This is a genomic window from Agrobacterium sp. 22-214-1 (assembly GCF_053522465.1).
Genome location: NZ_JBNWCK010000003.1, coordinates 374883 through 393304, shown reverse-complemented (window position 1 = coordinate 393304; position 18422 = coordinate 374883). Strand labels below are relative to the sequence as shown.

Sequence of the window (18422 nt, the reverse complement as noted above, 5' to 3'; positions counted from 1 at the left end):
TGTCAATGGTATAGCGCGCATAACTACAAGTGTCCAACTGAAGGCTCCCGCAAGGTCCAGCACCAAGGGAATAGTGATGATGGGGGTCTAATAACAGCAAGGCCGCACACCCCAAAGGCTCAGCTTCCAGTTCCAGCCGCAAGCCCCTTCAACGCGGCAACGGGCTTGGGCACAGGTATACTGTCAATCGCTTCATGCAGCGCCTTGAGCCCGAACCCTGAGCCATACCCTCTGCCAACACCACCATTTCCGGCATGCCCGGTGAGGCAATCATGGAGCTCTTCCGTAAGGCCAGCATCGCGGGCCAGCCTCTTGAAGGTGTGGCGGAAGGAATGAAACACAATCCGCTTGTCCTCAATGCCGACTGTCTTGCGCAGATACCTCCCAAAGAACTTGGTGTAGGCCGTGGCGGAATAGAAGCCGTCCGCTGACCGGATGTCGGGCCAGAGGCTGTCTGTGTCTTTCACCCCCTTCTTGGCGAGGAGGCCATCGCGGTAGCGCAACAGGCCAAGGCGAATGAGTTCACCATGCAGCGGGACTTGGCGGCGGGAGCTTGCTGTCTTGATCGACCGTCCGCCATCTGTGCCGATGTCCATGAACCAGATGCCGGTCTCGGGGTCTTGCCTGATGTCAGCAATGCGAAGCTGGGCTATCTCGTTGAGCCGTGCCCCTGTGAGGAGGCCGATAAGTGGAAACCAGAATGCTGCCTCACCGCCGCCGCCCAATGGCCGCTTGCCGCCTGTGAAGATGGGAGCTGCGAAGAGAGCGCTAAGCTGGCTCTCGGAGAAGGGCATACGCTGGGTGGTCTCATGGCGCTGATCGATGACGATGTTGAGATTCCGGAACGGATTGACGAAGCCCGCCACGCTGTCCATTTCCCCATCCCGCTCTGCTGCCCCCACGATGGCCGCTAGAAGGTTCAAGCTCTTGTTGACGGTAGCTGCATGAGCCGGGGCGTGGTCAGCGCCTATGGACTCGACAAGCCACCTGAGAGGCATTCCCCGTTGTTTGGCAGTAAGGCGCGTCGGCAGGCGGGAAAGCGCATTACGGAACTCACGGGCCTTAGGCTTGTCGATCTCTCCCAAGGCCAGATCACCGTGCCATTGCGTGAAGTACCGAACGGCCCGCTCAGCCTCCTTTACCGTGGTGGGGGAAGGCTGCTTACCGCCCCGAGCTTGAGACCCCCTTTTCCATTTGGTGAACGCCTCCGATAGTCGGGGACCCTTCGCAGCTACCACGGGGGCGGTTGTCGGTGTCGGAACTACGTTGCCCTCTTGGCGCATCTGCAAGAGCTCATAGGCTTTCACGTGACCACCGAGCACCGCCATCCCCGCCTCTCGGTAAAACGGCGATGAGGGGTCTATCGGGATATCAGACGCCTTGTGGTAGGCATGAAGCTCAGCTTTGACGATTCCCGGCTGACGCTTGGCGTAGGCTTGCCGGTAGTCAGTAAGGAGCATTTCAATCATAGCGCCTTTAGCTTCAAGGTGGCCCTCAGCCATCCCGAGCTCACCGAACAGGGGGTCTCCAAGGTCTGGCCAGTGGGCCCGCTCCTCGGGGGTCTGTAACTGGCGGCGGGGGTCGCCCTCCTCCCGCTCGTCCTCATCTTCGGCAAGGATACCTGCTATAACGCTGGCCTCAATCTCCTCAGGGCTGGGCAAGGACCGCTCGACCACGGCAGCGCCGCCACCCGCATGCACTAAGTGGGCCGCGAGCTCCAACAAATCGGTCACCCTTGCAGCTTCGCTGAGGTCTCTACGCTTAGCTAGTCGATGATCGGTGGTCCCAAGGGACTTGGTAAGCTCCCGCTTGAAGCATCCGGTGTCGGGATTGATTAGTTCACCGAACTCCGCCCTGAGTGAGACGGGGCATGGCTTTCCCGCCAAGCTGGACGGAAGCCGCTTACGAAACTCATAGATGCCGCTGCCTTTGCGACGTTGCATGTAGGTGAGCCCTGTCATCGAGTGGCCATCCCTTGCGGGCCCCTGTTGTGTACCAGACGGCTTGCGCTAAGGTCCTGAGACCATAGATGTTTTGGCGTTTCAATGCACTAGGAAATTGATGGCGCACCCGACAGGATTCGAACCTGTGACCTTTGGAATCGGAATTGGAAGATAATAGTTGTAACGCATTGCTTTTATAGCGTTTGAACATCGACTGCGCTAGGACTGCGCTACATTTATACGTCGTCCGAACTGCCAAATCCGCTCGCAGTCGGACTAGAGAAGGCTCCAACGATATTCCGTAAAGTCAACTGCTTAGAACTGCCCTGGCAATGCACTCATCGATGCGGCCCTGTTTCGGATCAGCGCGACTGCTTCACGATAAGATCAGCTGCGGAGTACAGGCAAGCAAACCGACGCGAAAGACATTGAGTGGACGACCTTTACAATCCAAAAACAATCTCTATAGTTGCGTGCAAATGATACGGATCTCAATCACCAGTATCTTTTGGGGAGGGTTGTTGCATGCCTGCAAGTCCCGTAAGAGAAGTTGATTTCGGTACAGCTTTAAAGATATCACTCGACAACTACTACGATCTTCTGAAAACCACCATTGGGGGGCTAGGCGCCCAAGAATTTCTGCAGCTAAAGTTGGTGGCCGACACCGTCGATATTTCTGACAAGCCCTGGGATCAACAAGGGTATCGATGGTTTTCGTATTACGCCATAGATTGGCGAGCAGACTTGCAGATCGAACCCGAACCAGTGAGTGGCACTGTTCTCACCGGGGCCGAACGTTTGTCGAGCACCTACGGCAAGTTCCTTCAGGTATTGCAGAAGTACGCCGTTCTTCGAGATTTAACCCCGGCAGAACAAATCCAAGTTGCGGACTATGATAAGACTATCGCGTCTCTCAAAGACGATGCATTGGAATTGAGCTATATAGATAGAGAGAAATGGGCCATTTACTGTCAACGCACCGGAACTTCTCTTGGTGACAGAGCCCATTATCTGCAGTGGAGTAACAGCTACGGCAACATTCGCCGCATACAAGAGTTGATCAACGACATCAAGATTACAACATTTCGGAAAAAGCAAATCCTCGACAGAAAGTATAAAGATCCAGCAGATCGAGAAATAGTCGAGGCGGTCTTCGACTTTGAAAATCCCTTGCAAAGGCTAAGGTATCCGACATATCCTGACTACGTTTATGCTGAAGGAGCCAGCTTTAGCCCTACATATCTTGCCTCTCTCCCCCCTGGCTCGACCGCCATCTTCGATGATCGGTATGTCGTCAATCCTGACAAAACTCTCGGTACTATAAAGACCACATCTGCTGGCGCGTTTAATGGTAAGTTATCCTCAGCAACGGCGGAGTCTCACTCCATAACAACGGACTGGTCGGCCGGCGGCTCGGCAAGTTATGGCTTCATCCGAGTTTCCGCGTCGACTTCAGAGCATACCTCGATCCAAACTGATTTTAGAAAGGGAAAGGAAATCGAGATACGTGCGAAGGCAGCCTTCCGCGTAAATCTTATCTATCCTGCGTGGTTCAAGCCGACACTATTCGATTCAAAGCGCGTGACCGAAAACATAACTGATTTCGCAGAGTTTTTCGGACCAGATGGATCTCTTCTGTACTATCCGACCGCAATGGTGCTGATACGAGGCTTTGCGGTCAAGTTCGAATCTACCCAAAAGTGGCAATACAACTACGAGCGTAAGTTCTCAGCTAGTGGAGGAGGAGGCTTCAATGCCTTCGGAGTGAATTTCGGTGCAAAGGGCAACTACAGTTCTCATGAAACCGAGCATAAGGTCGATCAAAGTAACACGAGCCTCGAAATTTCAGATGGGGAAGAGACGCTGAGATTCGTAGGATACGTGGTAAAAAAGACAGACGTCATGGCTGCCACGTTGGGCAAGATCCTTAAAGGACCGCCCGGTGCGTAAAGTCAAAAATATGACTGCCGCGGCCGCTATTGCAACCATTGCCGGATGTACGTCCGCCGAAAAATTTCCACTTTGCCCGGCGATCGCTGCAAACAGCTATGCCGTTCGTGCGCCGGATGAGATCATCAATAGCTACGTACGACAACAGGCAAAGGATAGAGGCCTCACTATTTCGCCGATTTCAAGTTTTGCTGCAGAAATAAGCGGTCCGGCTCATGAGTTAAAATGGATGAAAGACAACTATAAACATATGCTATGCGCTTTCAATCCGAAAGTAGAGATCGATGATCGGGCCACGTACTTGTCCTGCATGAGCCATGCAGATGAGTGGGTACGCATTGTTCAGTCGGAGCATTCTGAGACATTGCTGGTAAGCCAGACGCTTTTTAAAGAAAATTGCGTTCGATCAGGATTGTGAGATTGCGTAGAAGACTTGCCACCGGCAGCGTCTCGTTGACTGATGTCGCGCCGAGGTGTTGCCCGTTTTCACTAGTTTGTGAAAAACTTTGTGGCAGCTGACACTGCATCATACAAAACGGGAGCAAGCCCAGTTGCCTTCGCAACGACTATCGGCGCCAACAATTTTAGCGTCACATCAGAAAACTTTGTCGCACGTTCACCGACCCATAGCGCCACTTTCAAGCCAAACTTCATGAGCGTTTCGATGTGCGGATTTGGCGCTTTTTCGAAAGATTTCTCTTCAGAAATTTGAAGCTTGAGAGCTTCAATGGCACTACGCGCCATATCGAAGTCCAAGCGGCTGGGTCCGTCACTGGTGAGTGCCCCTGGCGGTCCGTTGTGACCGATTCCTAACAGTTCCCGCTCTAGATCAGATATGTAAGAGTGGAGGAAGGTTAATCGAGTGAGTACGTCAGCGCGGGCAATGCTGGGTGGCTTCCCTTCTCGTGACTGATCGGCCTTCGTGTCTTCTAGAATTAAACGAAAATCGCTATGCGCGTGGAGAAATTTCTTAATCCTTTCCGCGACATTTTTACCTACATTTTCAGCGGGTGGGTAAATGCCAAGAGGGCTTACTCCGAGTTCGCGGACGACTTCGGATATATTTCGCATTCGGTAAAGTACCGAAGTGTCGTTTCTGTTACCCAATATACCCGAGAGTAAGGAACGGGCCGTTTTTGCATCGCTGATTGTAACCCCCGCACGTTCTGCGCGCAGCAAGAAAATATATGAATCCACAGCGGTAAACAGTTCGTCGTCTGTCCATAACTTATTTTGGGCCACGTATATTTTACCTATATGCGTACGGAAGACTTTCCGCTCGTTGAATAATGTTTATCGCGCTCAAATTTCTTTAAGCCATTCATCAAGTCGCCTTGACAATTCATCTATGTTTCCGGTTTCGCATTCCCATATAACAGTGATGTCCCATCTTTGCTGGCGAAGTTCTCGTTCCTTTCGCTCGTCACGTTCTATATTCTTTGCAAATTTATCATTCCAGAAATCGACCCGTGTTTTGGGTGTGCTGGCCTTCTTACAACCGCTATGTCTATGCCAAAAGCATCCGTGTACGAAGATTGCTTTCCGAAGCCGAGGAAATACTAGATCAGGGGTGCCAGGTAAGTCTCGCCTATGCAGCCGAAAGCGATAACCCAAAGCATGAACAACCCTGCGCACCGTCATCTCTGGTTTCGAGTTTTTTGGACCGACTTTTGCCATGAGCGCAGATCGAAACGCTGAGGGGGCTGCCTCTGCTTCAGTTGGCGTCGGCAAGATGTTGCTGTGGTCGCCGTTCTTGTCTGATATAGCCATACTCCCCAATGAACGAGATGAATGCGGCGACTACTTCGCGCAAATACTCGGATACGTTAGTTGACAGGGCGCGAAGCTCGGCTACGCTGTCGTCTTGTCCGCACTCTACGAATGACAAGCGCCCATGCGCTAAACCATTGCGCAAGCTTACGATTAGAGCCATTGCTCCAAGATCGTTTCTGATTTTCCTTTTTACGCCTTGATCGGCTCTTCTGCTGACTCGCAAGTCAAACCCGATGCGCGAAGCAATTTTTTTGATGGCGGCATCATCCCAGTTTCCGCCACCACCTTTTTCGATGTCGAATTCGTAGACAGGGAGCGCCGCGACCAGATGATCGCATAGAACAATGGCCTCTTCGAGCCGCTTGTCTGGTCCCATTGAGGTATGGGTGCGAGCCAAATGCCTCACCCATTCCCTTCTGAGTTCGCTAGTCAAGTCACCCGGAGACCATGTCGCCTGACGCATAGCGGCTTTGCTTACGGCGTCAAGGCAATTTGTTACGGTTGCTTCCACGAGATTGTAAAGCTGAAGGTAAAGCCCAGAATTCAAGATACGTTGCTGTTTCGTTGTTATGGGTGGTCCATCGTCTCCTAGGCGTGGGACACCCGAACGAACGAGGCGTTCGATACCGTCGAGCAGTTCAAGGTAGGCATTGATCTCGCCTAGTCGCTCTTCGAAGAGCTCAGAAAGGTCATGCATTTTGCTCCCCCAATAGAGCAAGCTTGACATACTCGATACGTCTCTGGAGCTTTGACTTAACGTTAGCGGCATCGGAGGTGGTAATTTCCGCGAACTGCTTGCTGTCTAGCCACGGTGACGTATCAGGAACATCATCGAAAATAGCTGGATTCTGCTGCAACGCATGATCGCTCCCAATCGCAATTGCCTCGAAGCGCGCTCTCGGAGTGGTGTTCGGATTGGAGAGTTTTCTAAAGCCGTTTGGAAATGCTTTCTGAACGAATTCCAACATCTTTGCGAAGCGTTCGCGGTAAGCTGTCGCAAGGCCCCCGTCATTTCCGAACAGCTCGTTCATCTTCCTAGTATATTCAAATATGAAGCGTGAAGGGCTATCTCGGTAGTTATCAAGGCCGTCGCCGTAAGCAAAAAAGCGGGTTACTAACTCCTCAGGAATTCTCTCTTTTTCAGATTTTCCCGAGACAGGTGCAAGTTCGGCAAAAAGCGGAACCTTTGAGAGTTCTAAGACCAAATCCAGGAAAGGGCCACGCAAAGCGCCTCGCCGAACTTCCGCAGTGTTCGCTTGCTTGCTCCCGGTGTTGATGCGCTCAAACATGTCGAACCTTGCTTGATCGTCGGCATGTTCGTTCAACACGATGCCGCGTATCGAGCGGTTTTTTATCTTTCGCTGCCGAGAGGGAGACAAATCTAAAAATCGGGTTCCATTTAGTGAAGGTAACTCTTCAAGCTGAATGAGCATCATCTCTCCGAGAACGTATTCTTGGAGAGTACGAAGGCGTTGCGAGCCGTCCACAATTTCAAGTTTACCGTTCTCCATTTCCCAGAAAAAAAGAAACGGTATCGGTAATCCCATAACAAGCGATTCTATGAAGCGTGACTTTCGTGCGGGTTCCCAAGTGAATTCACGCTGATAGGCGGGAATGACAAACTCGCCACGATCCATCTTCTCGGCTAGAAGTTCAACGGAATACTCCGTCATATAGAAATCTATGCGTCTGGAGCGATCTACGATTTCAGCTTCTGCCGCTGCTAGCTGCTCCGCCGGAACAATATGTTTCTTGGGCTTCCTCGCCATTTAAACTCAGTGCCTTTCGATATTGCTCGGTTCGCCCTCTGAGTTTGGGCGTAAGTCAAGCTGGTCTTGGTAGGTAGGGAGACCTTTTTCGATGGCCTCAAGGTGATACAATATCGAGCGACCGATCGCTTCGCCTAGCTTTGGGGGGACAGCATTTCCAATAAGTGTTCCTAGACGGCTGAATGTGACCTTCTCTCTGTCCGGAATAAAGCTGTAGCTTTCTGGGAAAGATTGAAGGATGGCGGCTTCTCTGAGACTGATCGCTCGATCTTGTTCTGGGTGGCCAAAGCGACCGTTGCCAAAACCATAGCATTGCGTCGTCATCGTAGGAGCGGGTCTGTTCCATTCCATTCGTCCATAAACTGATGGATATGTCTTCCCGCTATCTTTTGTATGGCAATCTGCACGCAGTTCTTTCGGCCAATCCCTCCAGGTGCCACCGGGAACCGAAGCTCGAATGCGTTGAAGGTTTGTCGCCGTTAGAGCAGATGAAGTATGTAACGGATCGTCCGGCGAGGACTCGCCGGCCTTTATTGGAGGAAGCTCCCCAATAGCTTCTCTAACAGTAACAACATTTGTCTGCTCCGGTTTCCGGAGTTCGATCGGGCCAAGAAGTGAAGCTAAGAGAACCAGCCGCTTTCGGCTTTGCGGGATTTCATATTCCTCGCATGCGACTTCACGCCATGAAACCTTATAGTCTGCCTCTCTAAGGGCGGCTACGAATTCTTTCCAGACCTGTTGGGTTGCCAAGCCTGGTACATTTTCCATCGTTACGATTTCTGGTCGAACCGCTAAAGCCAAACGTTGAAATTGCCTGAGTAGTTTCCAACGATCGTCTACGGACTTTCGGCTCTGCGAGTAGGTGGAGAAGGGTTGGCAGGGAGCGCAGCCCGCAAGAACGCGAACCTCTGCATCACCAAACCATTTATCAAGATCGCTTGCCTCAATATCCGATACGTCTCGACATTCGAATATCGCGTCAGTGTTGTGTTCGATAGGGTGCCGGCAACTGGGGTCCATATCGACGCCGGCTTTCACCCCCAGTCCAGCGGACTTCAACCCATACGCTAACCCGCCGGCCCCACAAAAGAGGTCGACTACAGCGGTCTTGTTGCCAATCATATCAGATGCATTAGTTTCGTTTGATTTCATGCCAAGAATGATAGCTTCGTCAAGGGCGATTCGACTAGCCGGTGTCAATGCTATTATTCGACATATCCAGTGTCATTCTAAACGATACGCGCAATCCTGGTCAAAGCAGCGAAGGGGATCCTATAGGTGTGCGTTTTGCATGGCCTAGGTAGGCTGACCCAATCGTGTGCTTAGTTCACGTCGCAAGGTCCGCAACATGTCGGCTCGATATGCGTGCGGGTGATTGCTGCATTCGGGGAACAACGTGACTGCCAGGCATGCTAAGGTAAGCCCTTCGAAAATATCAGCGAGGGAATGGATACTCCGCGTCGCCGCTTCGATTGTCGGCGCTTGCGTAGTGATTGGGTGTTGGGCCGTCTACGTGGAGTTATCGGAAGTCCCACCTTACATCATGCCGGGGCCGGATACCGTCGCATTGGCGCTTGTAAACGATTGGCCAATACTGGGACCGGCGCTTTGGGTGACCGCCCAAACGACTTTTGTGGCGCTGCTCCTAGCTGTCGTGGGAGGAGGATGCGCGGCGGTGATTTTGGCACAATCTCGATGGATCGAGACGTTGTTGTCACCGGTTATGGTAACATTGCAGGTAACGCCGATCGTTGCGATTGCGCCGCTAATCCTGATCTACGCGCCAACACCCTGGATTGCGCAGTTGATATGTGCGTTCCTCGTGACCTTCTTCCCGGTCATGCTGAATACGCTGCAGGGCTTGAAGAGCGCCAACCGGCATCATGCCGATCTGCTGAAGACGTACAGCGCGTCCCGGTGGCAAACCCTCATTTACCTGAAACTACCGTCGGCATTACCGAGTTTCTTTGCAGGTCTCAAAATCGGAGGCGGGCTTGCGTTGGTGGCGGCGGTCGTCGGAGAGTTTGCGGCAGGGCAGGCCGGCAATAACGCTGGCTTGGCCTTTCGATTGCTGGAGGCGCAATATCGGTTGAATATGCCGCGCCTGTTTGCGTGCCTGGTCCTACTGGCCCTTCTCGGGGCGGCAATCTTTCGTCTCACCTCGATAATGTCCACGCTTGCTCTTCATCGTTGGCATGAGAGCGAGCAGAAATAGCCACTGCGAAGCCTTCAAATCGAAACCTAACGAAACACACGTTTTCTGACGTTTGCGCTCTCGATGGCACTGACGCCTTGATTTCATAGAGCAAATTTCAACCTGCCAACGACGCTCGCCCTTCCTGCTCATCGGCAACATAACGAACGGCATAGAAATGCTGTTTTTTGTGAGGTTCTGATGAAACAAGCGCGCGTTTTGACGGATGCCGAATTTAAGCGGTTGCTGGCCGTGGTGGCACAAATGAAGCATGCGGGGCGAAATAGGCTTGCGGTAATGCTGTCACACCTCGCAGGGTTGCGCGTGGGTGAGATTGCCGCCCTGACGGTACGCGATGTCCTCGACAGCGATGGGAAGGTTCGCGAGCAATTGCGGCTACGGGCCGAGATCACCAAGGGCGGTCATGCCCGCGTGGTCTTCCTGAATGAGAAGCTGCGCCGGGAGATCGAGCGCCATCGGACGGACTGGCCAGAGAATCGGGATGCCGATGCACCTCTACTGTTGACGCAGAAGCGGACGGCGTTTTCCGCAAACACGCTCTGCCAATTGGTGGGACAATTATATAAGAGCGCCGGTCTCGACGGGGCGACCTCGCATAGCGGTCGCCGCTGGTTCATCACACGACTTGCACATTCCGGTGTCAGCCCGAAGGTCATCATGACGCTGGCAGGCCACCGCAATTTGACGACCACACAACGTTACATCGATGTACGGGACGACATGATGAAAGCGGCGGTCGATTTGCTTTGACCGTCGCCCATTCCGGTATGGCAAAAGTTCGCTCAACGAACTTTTCTGAGGAACACTATAGGGGCTTGGCGACCTCGATCCGTTTCAGCTTGTCGCGCCAGCAGGCGGTCTCGAAGTCCCTTTTGTCGAGGGAATGGGAACCGGCCTTCATGCGCAAACCAAACTGACCGAATCTCGCGACAAGCTGTTCATGTCCCTTCCGCATCTTTTCTGTCCGGTCATCGTCACCGTTTGCGAACGTGCTTTCGCCTGAAAGCTCTTCCAGAACCATGTTCCACGAGGTCATGGTTGAGTAGCCGAGTGAGACGGCTTGCAGCACGAGATATGTGTCTTCGCCATGTGTGTGGAAGCTTGGATCAGGGAGCAGCGGTTTCCGACCCTCTTTCTCAAAGTTACGGACAACGATCATGCTGCCTTTCAGGTCCGTGCTCTTCTTGAAGACGTGATGGTTCGCGTACGGACTACCGGGGGCATTAAGCTCCTTGCTGAAAGGAACCTTCCGCCCGTAGATCGGGGCAAAAACATCAACGCCATCGTAGGCATCTTTCCCGTTCGCGGCCATTTCCGCAAACAGACGGTAGCTGCTGTTATGGCTTTCGGCCTGCATCAGCACGGCATCATCATCCATGATGATGCCCCAATCGAAATCGCTGGCATATAGCCGCTTGAGGCAGTCGATGCGGTTTTCGATCAGAATGCGGGGGCCGACGCGCGTGATGTCCCCGCCATGCTCGGAAAGCAACGTCAGTTCTTTGCTGGTGGCAACTTCTTTATCGGTCCAGTTGGACGCAATAACGTGAACCGGAATATCGGTCATGCGTCGCCACCATTCGAGTTGCCATTCAAAGTCGAACTTCCTGTCGGCCCGGTGTTCGGCATCGTCAGGCAAGCAACTCGTTATGAAGGCACCGAATGCGCGTCCGCTGGAGGACGGTGCGGCCGGAAATGACGTCTTCGCGCGTCTGTTCTTATCGATCAACTTGAAGTTTCTGAGCCGGGGGATGGATGACGATGCGACTGATGTGCTGGAAGCTGCTGTCTTGCCAGATACAGGTGATTTCGATGGACTTCCCCCTTTCGGGCCGGATGGCCGCATGGGAGAAGGCGGCGGCGGAGCCGGGGTAGCGATGAAATCTTCGCATACTTGAGTTCGGGCCATGGAAACGCCGAGGACCATCGGGGAAACGTATTCGAAATGGTCGCCACCCTCAAACGTGTGGTCGATGCAAAAAGCTGCGTCGGCCACGTCGCTGTCGGCGATATAGCCGGCCAAGTCTTCGCCGTAGGCAGATGTGCTTTTCCAGAGTGCGGCCATGTCGGCGAGCGAGAGCTCCATTTGTGCATCAAGCGCATTTGCCGGCGCGGCGAAATCCAAAAACGGATAGGATAGCCCAGAGTAACCTTGCGCACTGGTGAAGCCGGCTTCCAGCGTCGTTCCGTTCGACAGCCACTGGAGGCGTTTTGGCGTCGGATCGGCGGCAAGCTGCGCTCCGTTGGCCCTCTTGAACAAGGCCTTAGCCATATCGAGGTTGCTGGCCGAAGCCTTCATCCCCGCGCATGTCGCCTGAAAATGACGCGTTCTCTGCCCCAGCTTAGCGCCTTGTCGCAGCCCTGCATCGGTATAGTCCGCGATGGGGCGAAGCGTGAGCCGCGTTTGTGACTTTGCATCATCAACGACTGAAATGTGCTCATCATCAACCAATACGCGCCATTGGCAATCGTGTTGGAACAACTGCCTGAAGGTTTCAGCATCGGAAAGTTCAAGGGTAAGCTGCCCTCGACCTTCCAGTTCCGGGAGGGCGTTAGCAAGAGTAACGGTGGCATTCGTGAAACTGTAGGCATCCGACAGGAAACGGAGTTTTGTACGCGAAACCCCGTCCGTCGCTTCGTTCCAGATCGCGATCAACTGCAATTTGCCGGTGTTAGATGACTTGCAGTTGCCGACAAACAGATCGAGCGCCCGAAACAGGTTATAGAGCGGACGACCGGCAAGCGGATGATCGTCAGGCTTCCTGTTGCCCGCGATTTCGAGCAGATATTTGTCGATGATCTTCTGGTCGTCCTCGTCGCGGACATGCACAAGGAAGGTTTGGCCGCCTTGGGAAAACAGCAGGGAGCGATGGAAGCCATCGGCAAGAGCCACGCCCGGAAGTGCTTCCGTGATTACTCGCGATTGCTCTAATTCGCTGGTGATCATGTCGAGCCGGGAAGACCGAAGGCTCTGTGCCTTCTTGGCCGCAGGGCGTGCGAAATAATCTACAGCCTCGCTGTAACGCCCGGATACGCCGCCGCCTTCTGCCAGCCATTGGCTCAACGGAACCTTGCCTTTGATTTTTGATGCAAGTCGCAGAACATTGCTGATCTCACTACGCCAGCTTTTGCTGCGTTTTGCGAAGGCCAGTTCGGTCAGGGCATTATAGGGGTTGTCGGTGGTGACCTTGTTCAGCGTCTTTCCACGCTCATCGAGAAATTCCTCGAACGCCGACATGTCGCGGCGGATTTCTTCACCGAACTCAAAAAGCTTCTCCAGAGCCGCGTACAGCAGCTTTTGGCCCTCGTTGTCGTGCTTTTCGAACGCGTCGGCGGCGTCTATCACGCTCCGAAATTGGTTCTTGTACTGATCGAGAACGGAAACGATTGGTTCTTTCTTAACGGCTTTGCCCATTGGATGCTCGCAATGATTTTATCAATTTCCCCGCAATCAAGCCGTGCAGGTCTTAAAAAATTGCAGCGGGTCAGTAGAACAAGGTTCTTAAGGTTATTCAATGCTTTCCACGAAATCTGCGCATGCCGTCTATACGCCATCCATCACCGCCGAATTCGCCAAGATCGGGCATTCACAGCACCTGAAGCGAACCTATGCATTCCACGAGCGAGACCTGAACTTTCTCGACCCGCATAGCAGCTTGTTCCACTACCCCTATGCGCTCTACAGCGCAGGACAAGCCGCCAAGAATGACAGCGCAGCGAAGCACACAAGCTCGGTCAGCGTTCGTGATAAAAGCAAGACGACAATCATTGGGGACAGCGGCGGTTTTCAGATCCAGCAAGGGACCATTGAATTTGCCGGCGACGAAACCTGCGAACGCATGCTGCGCTGGCTTGAGCGGCACGCCGACTTTTCCATGTCTCTTGACTTCCCGACAGGGGGCATCTCGCCCGGAAATGTTGCCCCACATGTTGCTCGGCTCATCGCCGCCGGACACCCTCTCCAAGCGCAGAGTGCCGCAGACGGCCTGTCAATGGATTTCAACGCTTGCCTGATGCAGTCGCTGCTCAATCTCACCTATTTCGTCCAGCATCGCGCGCCGGGAGCGACGAACTTCCTCAATGTCCTTCAAGGACGTACCGAGCGTGAAAGCAAGGTCTGGTACGATGCAGTGAAGGGTTACCGGCTGGAAGGGTGGGCATTTGCAGGGGCGCATCAGAGTGCATTCTCGATGACTATGGCCCGTTTGCTCGACATGTATGATGACGGCTTGTTGCAGAATGCCCGGTGGATACACTTCCTCGGCATTTCCACGCTTGAGCCGGCCTACCTGTTCACGACAATCCTTCGCTGTCTGCGTCGGTTCAACTCGGACATCGGCATCTCCTTCGACACATCGAGCCCATTTCTTTCAGCAGCCAACTTCAACATGTATGCGTCGTTCCGGTTCGACAAGTATGGCTGCGCTCTAACACCGCTGCCCTTCGCTGAACATGCGCGCGCCGATGATAAACGCACACTCAATGAAATGGCCCGTGACCTCGCGCGGGGGGTGACAATAAAGCGAAGCGGAATGCCCGAGCTTTGCTTCACCCCAATTCCTGTTGCTACGGCCATCGGCTCACAGGTGACCGTTGCCGAGATTTGCGAGGTTCGGGATGACAAGCTGCGCGTCACTACGGATGGCGTTTGGATTTTGATGAACCACAATGTCGAAGTCTTCAAACGGGCATTCGAGGCGCTCAACCGTAGCTTTGATGAAAACTCGCTGGACGATGACATGCCGGTGCATGTGCGCGCGGCAAAGGTCGCAATCGAGAAGATTTTCGAGGAACGGGTTTTGAAGGGTACAACTGCCGCAAGGGATTTGCTGAGGGAATGCACCACTCTGCTAGACGTGTTTGCTGAGCTAAGGAACTAACAATTGGTGCAACTGGCCCGTCTTCTATGCGGTGGGCGCTGCGATAATCGTGAAAATGCTGATCCTGCAATCGTCGCGAATATCGCACGCAAAACTTGTTTAAAACTTGAAATGTTTGCGACAGGCCGGTTTGCAAAAGAGGCTTATCCTAGGCTTCCGGCAAATCGTTCGGCTAGCCGGTCCCGTTTGAACGCATCTGCAACAAGGTCTACAAATGCCCGCGTTTTGGCCGGCAAGTGCGTACGCGAGGCATAATACAGCGAAATCGCCCCAGCATCGGAATACCAATGTGACAGAAGGCGAACGAGATTGCCGCTCTCAAGCTCCGGTAAAACGTCGGGCATCGCAAGCATTGCCACACCGAGGCCGAGCTTTGCCGCTTCGCGCATTGCGGCCGGGTCGTTGACGATGATCGTTTCGGGTAATGTCGCGATCATTTCGGCACCTGCGGCATTCCGCATTGTCCAATGTCGGATGCGGCCAGTCCGGAGCGAACGCATGACGATCCCCTCGAATTGTGAGAACTGGGCGGGATCGGCCGGCGGTGTGCGCTTAGCCATATAGGCTGGGGACGCTACGGCAATGATGTGGGCGGGTGCCAGCGTTCGGGCAACGATGCCGGGTGCAAGATCAAAGCCCCCGCCGATTGCCACGTCATAGCCTTCTGCAACTAGATCAACCGGGCGGTTCTCAAAATGCCATTCCGGTCTGATGAGCGGGTATCGTTGTAGCAACTCCGGTAGCAGCGGTAGAATATGCGTGACGCCGAAAGTAGGGCTAAGGCTAACTTTCAGCACGCCGGCCGGCTCGGACACGCCGGATGAGACATCAATGATTGCCGTTTGCAGGGCGTCGAGATTCTCTCGGATTGACTGGAAGAAACGTTCGCCGGCTTCGGTCAATACAAGTTTGCGGGTCGATCGCTGGAACAATCTCACGCCGAGGTTTCTTTCCAGCATCGCCACGTTGCGGCTAACGGCAGCCGGCGTCAGCGCCATGCGCCGCGCGGCCTCCGAAAAACTAGAAGTCTCGGCGCTTTTGACGAAGCTTTCGAGATTGGCCAGTGTCTCCATATGTCCTTCAACGATTGCTTGAAACAGGAACAAAACATTACCAGCTAATCAAAACGAAATAAACCGACCATCTTTGCTCCATCGAAACAACAAACGGAGTGAAGACAATGACCAGTATTACCCATCGCCTGACCGGCAAGACCGCCCTCGTAACCGGCGGGTCGCGCTCCATCGGCGCGGCAATTGCAAAGCGTCTCGCCGCCGATGGTGCGGCTGTCGCCATCACCTATAGCGCCTCGCCGGACAAGGCGGCCGCTGTGGTCGCCGAAATCGAAACCGCCGGTGGCCGCGCCATTGCCATTCAGGCCGATGCCGGTGATCCGGCCGCCGTCCGCGCCGCAGTCGCAAAAACCGAAGAAACCTTCGGCTCGATTGACATCCTCGTCAACAATGCTGGCATCGCGCTTGGCGGGCCGATCGACGAGATCAAGTTCGAGGACTACGAGCGGATGATCGCCGTCAACGTCACCGGCGTCTTCGTTGCCACGCAGGAAGCAGCACGTCGCATGAAGTCCGGTGGACGCATCGTCCATATCGGCTCGTCCATGACCCGCTATGCCGCCTTCCCGACAGCCTCGCTCTATACGCTGACCAAGGGCGCTGTCGCCGGCTTTAACCGCAGCCTAGTGCGTGACCTCGGGCCGAAGGGCATTACCGTCAACACCGTCCACCCCGGCCCGACCGATACCGACATGAACCCCGATGGCGGTCCGGTCTCCAAGATCGTCGGTCCCGGCATGGCAATCGGCCGCTATGGCAAGGACTACGAGATCGCCAGCGTCGTCGCCTATCTCGCAAGCCCCGAAGCCGCCTTCGTGACCGGCGCTGACATCCTCGCCGACGGTGGCTTCACCGCCTGATCTGCCTCCGGCGCTCCGATGTCGGAGCGCCACTTCCCCCTACTTCAAAGGAGAACCAGCATGTCTATCGGTATCATCGGTGCCGGCAATATCGGCCGCGCCTTCGCCACAGCTCTCGCCAACAATAATATACGCGCCACGCTTTCCAACAGCCAAGGCCCGGACAGCCTGAAAGAGGTGGTCGCTGCTATCGGTCCGACAATCGAGGCAGGCACGCGCGAAGAAGCAGCGTCAAAGGACATCGTGCTCGTCGCCGTCAACTGGTCGAAGCTGCCCAAGGCGCTGGCCGGCCTGCCGGACTTTGGTGGTCGCATCGTCATTGATGCCAACAATCCCATCGAAGCGCCGCTGTTCAAGCCTGCCGAACTGAACGGCCGTCTTTCCACCGAGATCTTCGCCGATCTCGTTCCCGGCGCCCGCGTCGTCAAAGCCTTCAATCATCTGCAACCGCACCTGCTATCCGGCGATCCTAAAGCAGAAGGTGGCTCACGCGTCCTGTTCTATTCCGGTGACGACGCGCGCGCGAAGGCGGAAGTCGGTGCGCTGATCTCCAGACTCGGCTTCACCGGCATCGATCTCGGCCCGGTCTCGGTCGGCGGCAAACTGGTGCAGTTCCCCGGTGGCCCACTACCCGCCCTCAACCTCGTCAAGTTCGGTTGAAACATCGCAGGCGAGCCGGGGAAGATATCCCCTTTGCCGGTTCGCCCTGCTTTCCACCAAAGGACATCTTCCATGGACATGCCAGTCTCCCGAACCATTCCCTCAGCGCAGGCGGACAGCAAGCCGCTCGCCTCGTGGGCCGCAGTCGCCAGCATCGGCATCGGCGCTTTCGCTCTTGTTACCACCGAATTCCTGCCCGTCGGTCTTCTGCCGCTGATCGCCGCTGACCTTCGCATCAGTGAGGGGACGGCCGGACTGATGGTAACCGTACCCGGCTTTCTCGCAGCACTTGCCGCGCCGATGACCCTTGGATTTGCCGCACGTTTCGATCGCAAGCGTGTGCTTGTCGCACTGCTGATGTTGCTCGTCGTCTCCAACGCCATCGTGGCAACCGCTCACGGCTTTGCGGCTTTGATGTTCGGCCGGGTGCTGCTCGGTATCGCTGTCGGCGGCTTCTGGACGATCGGCGGTTCACTAGGCCCACGCCTCCGCCCCGGCGCGGAAGGACCGCGTGCAACGGCATTGATCTTCTCTGGTGTTTCGCTGGGTACTGTCGCCGGGGTTCCCGCAGGCGCCCTGATCGGTGACCTGTTCGGCTGGCGCACCGCATTCCTGCTTGTGTCGGGTGTGGCACTGCTTGTCGTGGCGGCGCTCCAGTTTCTGCTGCCGGCCATCCGGGCGCAGAAGGGTTCGGGATTGAAACAGGTTCCAGACGTGTTGCGGTTGCGGCGCGTCCGGATCGGCCTGACGGCAGCCGTGCTCATCTTCGTCGGGCAGTTCGCGGCCTATACCTACATTACCCCTTTCCTCATCGGCGCAATCGGCATCGATACGGGCACACTCAGCATGGTGCTGCTCGGTTATGGCGCGGCGGGGTTCGCCGGAAACCTGTTCGGGGGCTGGGCTGCTGGCCGGAACTTTGTTTTTGCCCTTGCCGGCACCGCTTTTCTGATCGCCTTGTCTGTCGCGGGATTGTTGCTGGCCGGCAGCAACACGCTTGCCGCAGTCGCTTGGGTTGTCGCCTGGGGGTTCGGTTTCGGCATGCTGCCGATCGCCATGCAAACCTTCCTGTTCACCTCCGCGCCCGACCGGCTGGAAAGCATCGCCGCGCTCTTCGTGTCAATCGCGCAACTGGCGATCGGGCTTGGCGCACTGGTAGGCGGCCTCGCGGTCGACAATTTCGGCGTGCCGAGCGCGCTCTGGCTTGGTGCTGCAAGTGCATTGCTGACCGCAGGGCTCATCGCATCAGCCAGCAAAACGTATTGACACACGAGGCAGGGCGATCGGCGCTAGGCGTGC

At 55.0% G+C, this 18422-nt stretch carries 16 protein-coding genes; 8 read left to right on the top strand and 8 right to left on the bottom strand.

Annotated elements, in window-relative coordinates; all coding sequences use genetic code 11:
• Positions 1-119 precede the first annotated feature (119 nt).
• Positions 120-1961 carry a DUF6538 domain-containing protein gene (locus ACQZ5G_RS14835; protein ID WP_448736477.1) on the bottom strand — a complete coding sequence of 614 codons (1842 nt, stop codon included), beginning with the start codon at positions 1959-1961 and terminating at the stop codon, positions 120-122.
• Between the two features lie 507 nt (positions 1962-2468).
• Here ACQZ5G_RS14835 and ACQZ5G_RS14830 point away from each other — a divergent pair.
• Together ACQZ5G_RS14830 and ACQZ5G_RS14825 are read left to right on the top strand one after the other, a co-directional pair.
• Positions 2469-3893, top strand: coding sequence for a hypothetical protein (locus ACQZ5G_RS14830; protein WP_448736478.1), 1425 nt, complete (start codon positions 2469-2471; stop codon positions 3891-3893).
• The gene (locus ACQZ5G_RS14825) at positions 3886-4311 is read left to right on the top strand and encodes a hypothetical protein (protein WP_448736479.1); all 426 of its coding nucleotides are present in this window, start codon (positions 3886-3888) and stop codon (positions 4309-4311) included. The genes ACQZ5G_RS14830 and ACQZ5G_RS14825 overlap by 8 nt, the downstream gene beginning before the upstream one ends.
• 71 nt (positions 4312-4382) lie before the next feature.
• On the opposite strand, the gene ACQZ5G_RS14820 is transcribed toward ACQZ5G_RS14825, so the two are convergent.
• Genes ACQZ5G_RS14820 through ACQZ5G_RS14800 form a run of 5 tightly spaced genes read right to left on the bottom strand, consistent with a single transcriptional unit; the run spans position 4383 to position 8587 of the window.
• Complete coding sequence (locus tag ACQZ5G_RS14820; protein WP_448736480.1) at positions 4383-5135, bottom strand: hypothetical protein; 753 nt, start codon at positions 5133-5135, stop codon at positions 4383-4385.
• Positions 5136-5195: 60 nt separating this feature from the next.
• Positions 5196-5663 (bottom strand): very short patch repair endonuclease, encoded by a 468-nt coding sequence (locus ACQZ5G_RS14815; RefSeq protein WP_448736481.1) that lies wholly within the window; start codon positions 5661-5663, stop codon positions 5196-5198.
• Positions 5608-6363: an MAE_28990/MAE_18760 family HEPN-like nuclease gene (locus tag ACQZ5G_RS14810; RefSeq protein ID WP_114835706.1), complete on the bottom strand. Its 756-nt coding sequence runs from the start codon at positions 6361-6363 to the stop codon at positions 5608-5610. Before ACQZ5G_RS14810 ends, ACQZ5G_RS14815 begins: the two co-directional genes overlap by 56 nt.
• Positions 6356-7435, bottom strand: coding sequence for a DUF262 domain-containing protein (locus ACQZ5G_RS14805; RefSeq protein ID WP_114835705.1), 1080 nt, complete (start codon positions 7433-7435; stop codon positions 6356-6358). Before ACQZ5G_RS14805 ends, ACQZ5G_RS14810 begins: the two co-directional genes overlap by 8 nt.
• A 6-nt stretch (positions 7436-7441) precedes the next feature.
• Positions 7442-8587, bottom strand: coding sequence for a DNA cytosine methyltransferase (locus tag ACQZ5G_RS14800; protein ID WP_114835704.1), 1146 nt, complete (start codon positions 8585-8587; stop codon positions 7442-7444).
• Between the two features lie 244 nt (positions 8588-8831).
• Here ACQZ5G_RS14800 and ACQZ5G_RS14795 point away from each other — a divergent pair, with 244 nt between their 5' ends.
• Positions 8832-9650, top strand: coding sequence for an ABC transporter permease (locus ACQZ5G_RS14795; protein WP_448736482.1), 819 nt, complete (start codon positions 8832-8834; stop codon positions 9648-9650).
• Positions 9651-9830: 180 nt separating this feature from the next.
• Positions 9831-10400, top strand: coding sequence for a tyrosine-type recombinase/integrase (locus ACQZ5G_RS14790; RefSeq protein WP_448736483.1), 570 nt, complete (start codon positions 9831-9833; stop codon positions 10398-10400).
• Between the two features lie 55 nt (positions 10401-10455).
• On the opposite strand, the gene ACQZ5G_RS14785 is transcribed toward ACQZ5G_RS14790, so the two are convergent.
• The gene (locus ACQZ5G_RS14785) at positions 10456-13065 is read right to left on the bottom strand and encodes a hypothetical protein (protein ID WP_448736484.1); all 2610 of its coding nucleotides are present in this window, start codon (positions 13063-13065) and stop codon (positions 10456-10458) included.
• Between the two features lie 100 nt (positions 13066-13165).
• Between ACQZ5G_RS14785 and ACQZ5G_RS14780 the strand changes: the two genes are divergently transcribed.
• A complete protein-coding gene (locus ACQZ5G_RS14780) occupies positions 13166-14530 on the top strand; it encodes a hypothetical protein (protein ID WP_448736485.1) in 1365 nt (454 codons plus the stop codon).
• 143 nt (positions 14531-14673) lie between these two features.
• Here the strand turns inward: ACQZ5G_RS14780 and ACQZ5G_RS14775 are convergent, their stop codons facing one another.
• The gene (locus ACQZ5G_RS14775; protein ID WP_448736486.1) at positions 14674-15603 is read right to left on the bottom strand and encodes a LysR substrate-binding domain-containing protein; all 930 of its coding nucleotides are present in this window, start codon (positions 15601-15603) and stop codon (positions 14674-14676) included.
• A gap of 107 nt (positions 15604-15710) precedes the next feature.
• On the opposite strand from ACQZ5G_RS14775, the gene ACQZ5G_RS14770 reads away from it, so the two are divergent.
• From ACQZ5G_RS14770 to ACQZ5G_RS14760, 3 genes are all read left to right on the top strand, one after another.
• Positions 15711-16463: a 3-oxoacyl-ACP reductase family protein gene (locus ACQZ5G_RS14770; RefSeq protein ID WP_448736487.1), complete on the top strand. Its 753-nt coding sequence runs from the start codon at positions 15711-15713 to the stop codon at positions 16461-16463.
• Between the two features lie 60 nt (positions 16464-16523).
• Entirely contained in the window at positions 16524-17123 is a 600-nt protein-coding gene (locus ACQZ5G_RS14765) for an NADPH-dependent F420 reductase (RefSeq protein ID WP_059754365.1), read from the top strand.
• A gap of 72 nt (positions 17124-17195) precedes the next feature.
• Complete coding sequence (locus ACQZ5G_RS14760) at positions 17196-18389, top strand: MFS transporter (RefSeq protein ID WP_448736488.1); 1194 nt, start codon at positions 17196-17198, stop codon at positions 18387-18389.
• Positions 18390-18422 lie beyond the last annotated feature (33 nt).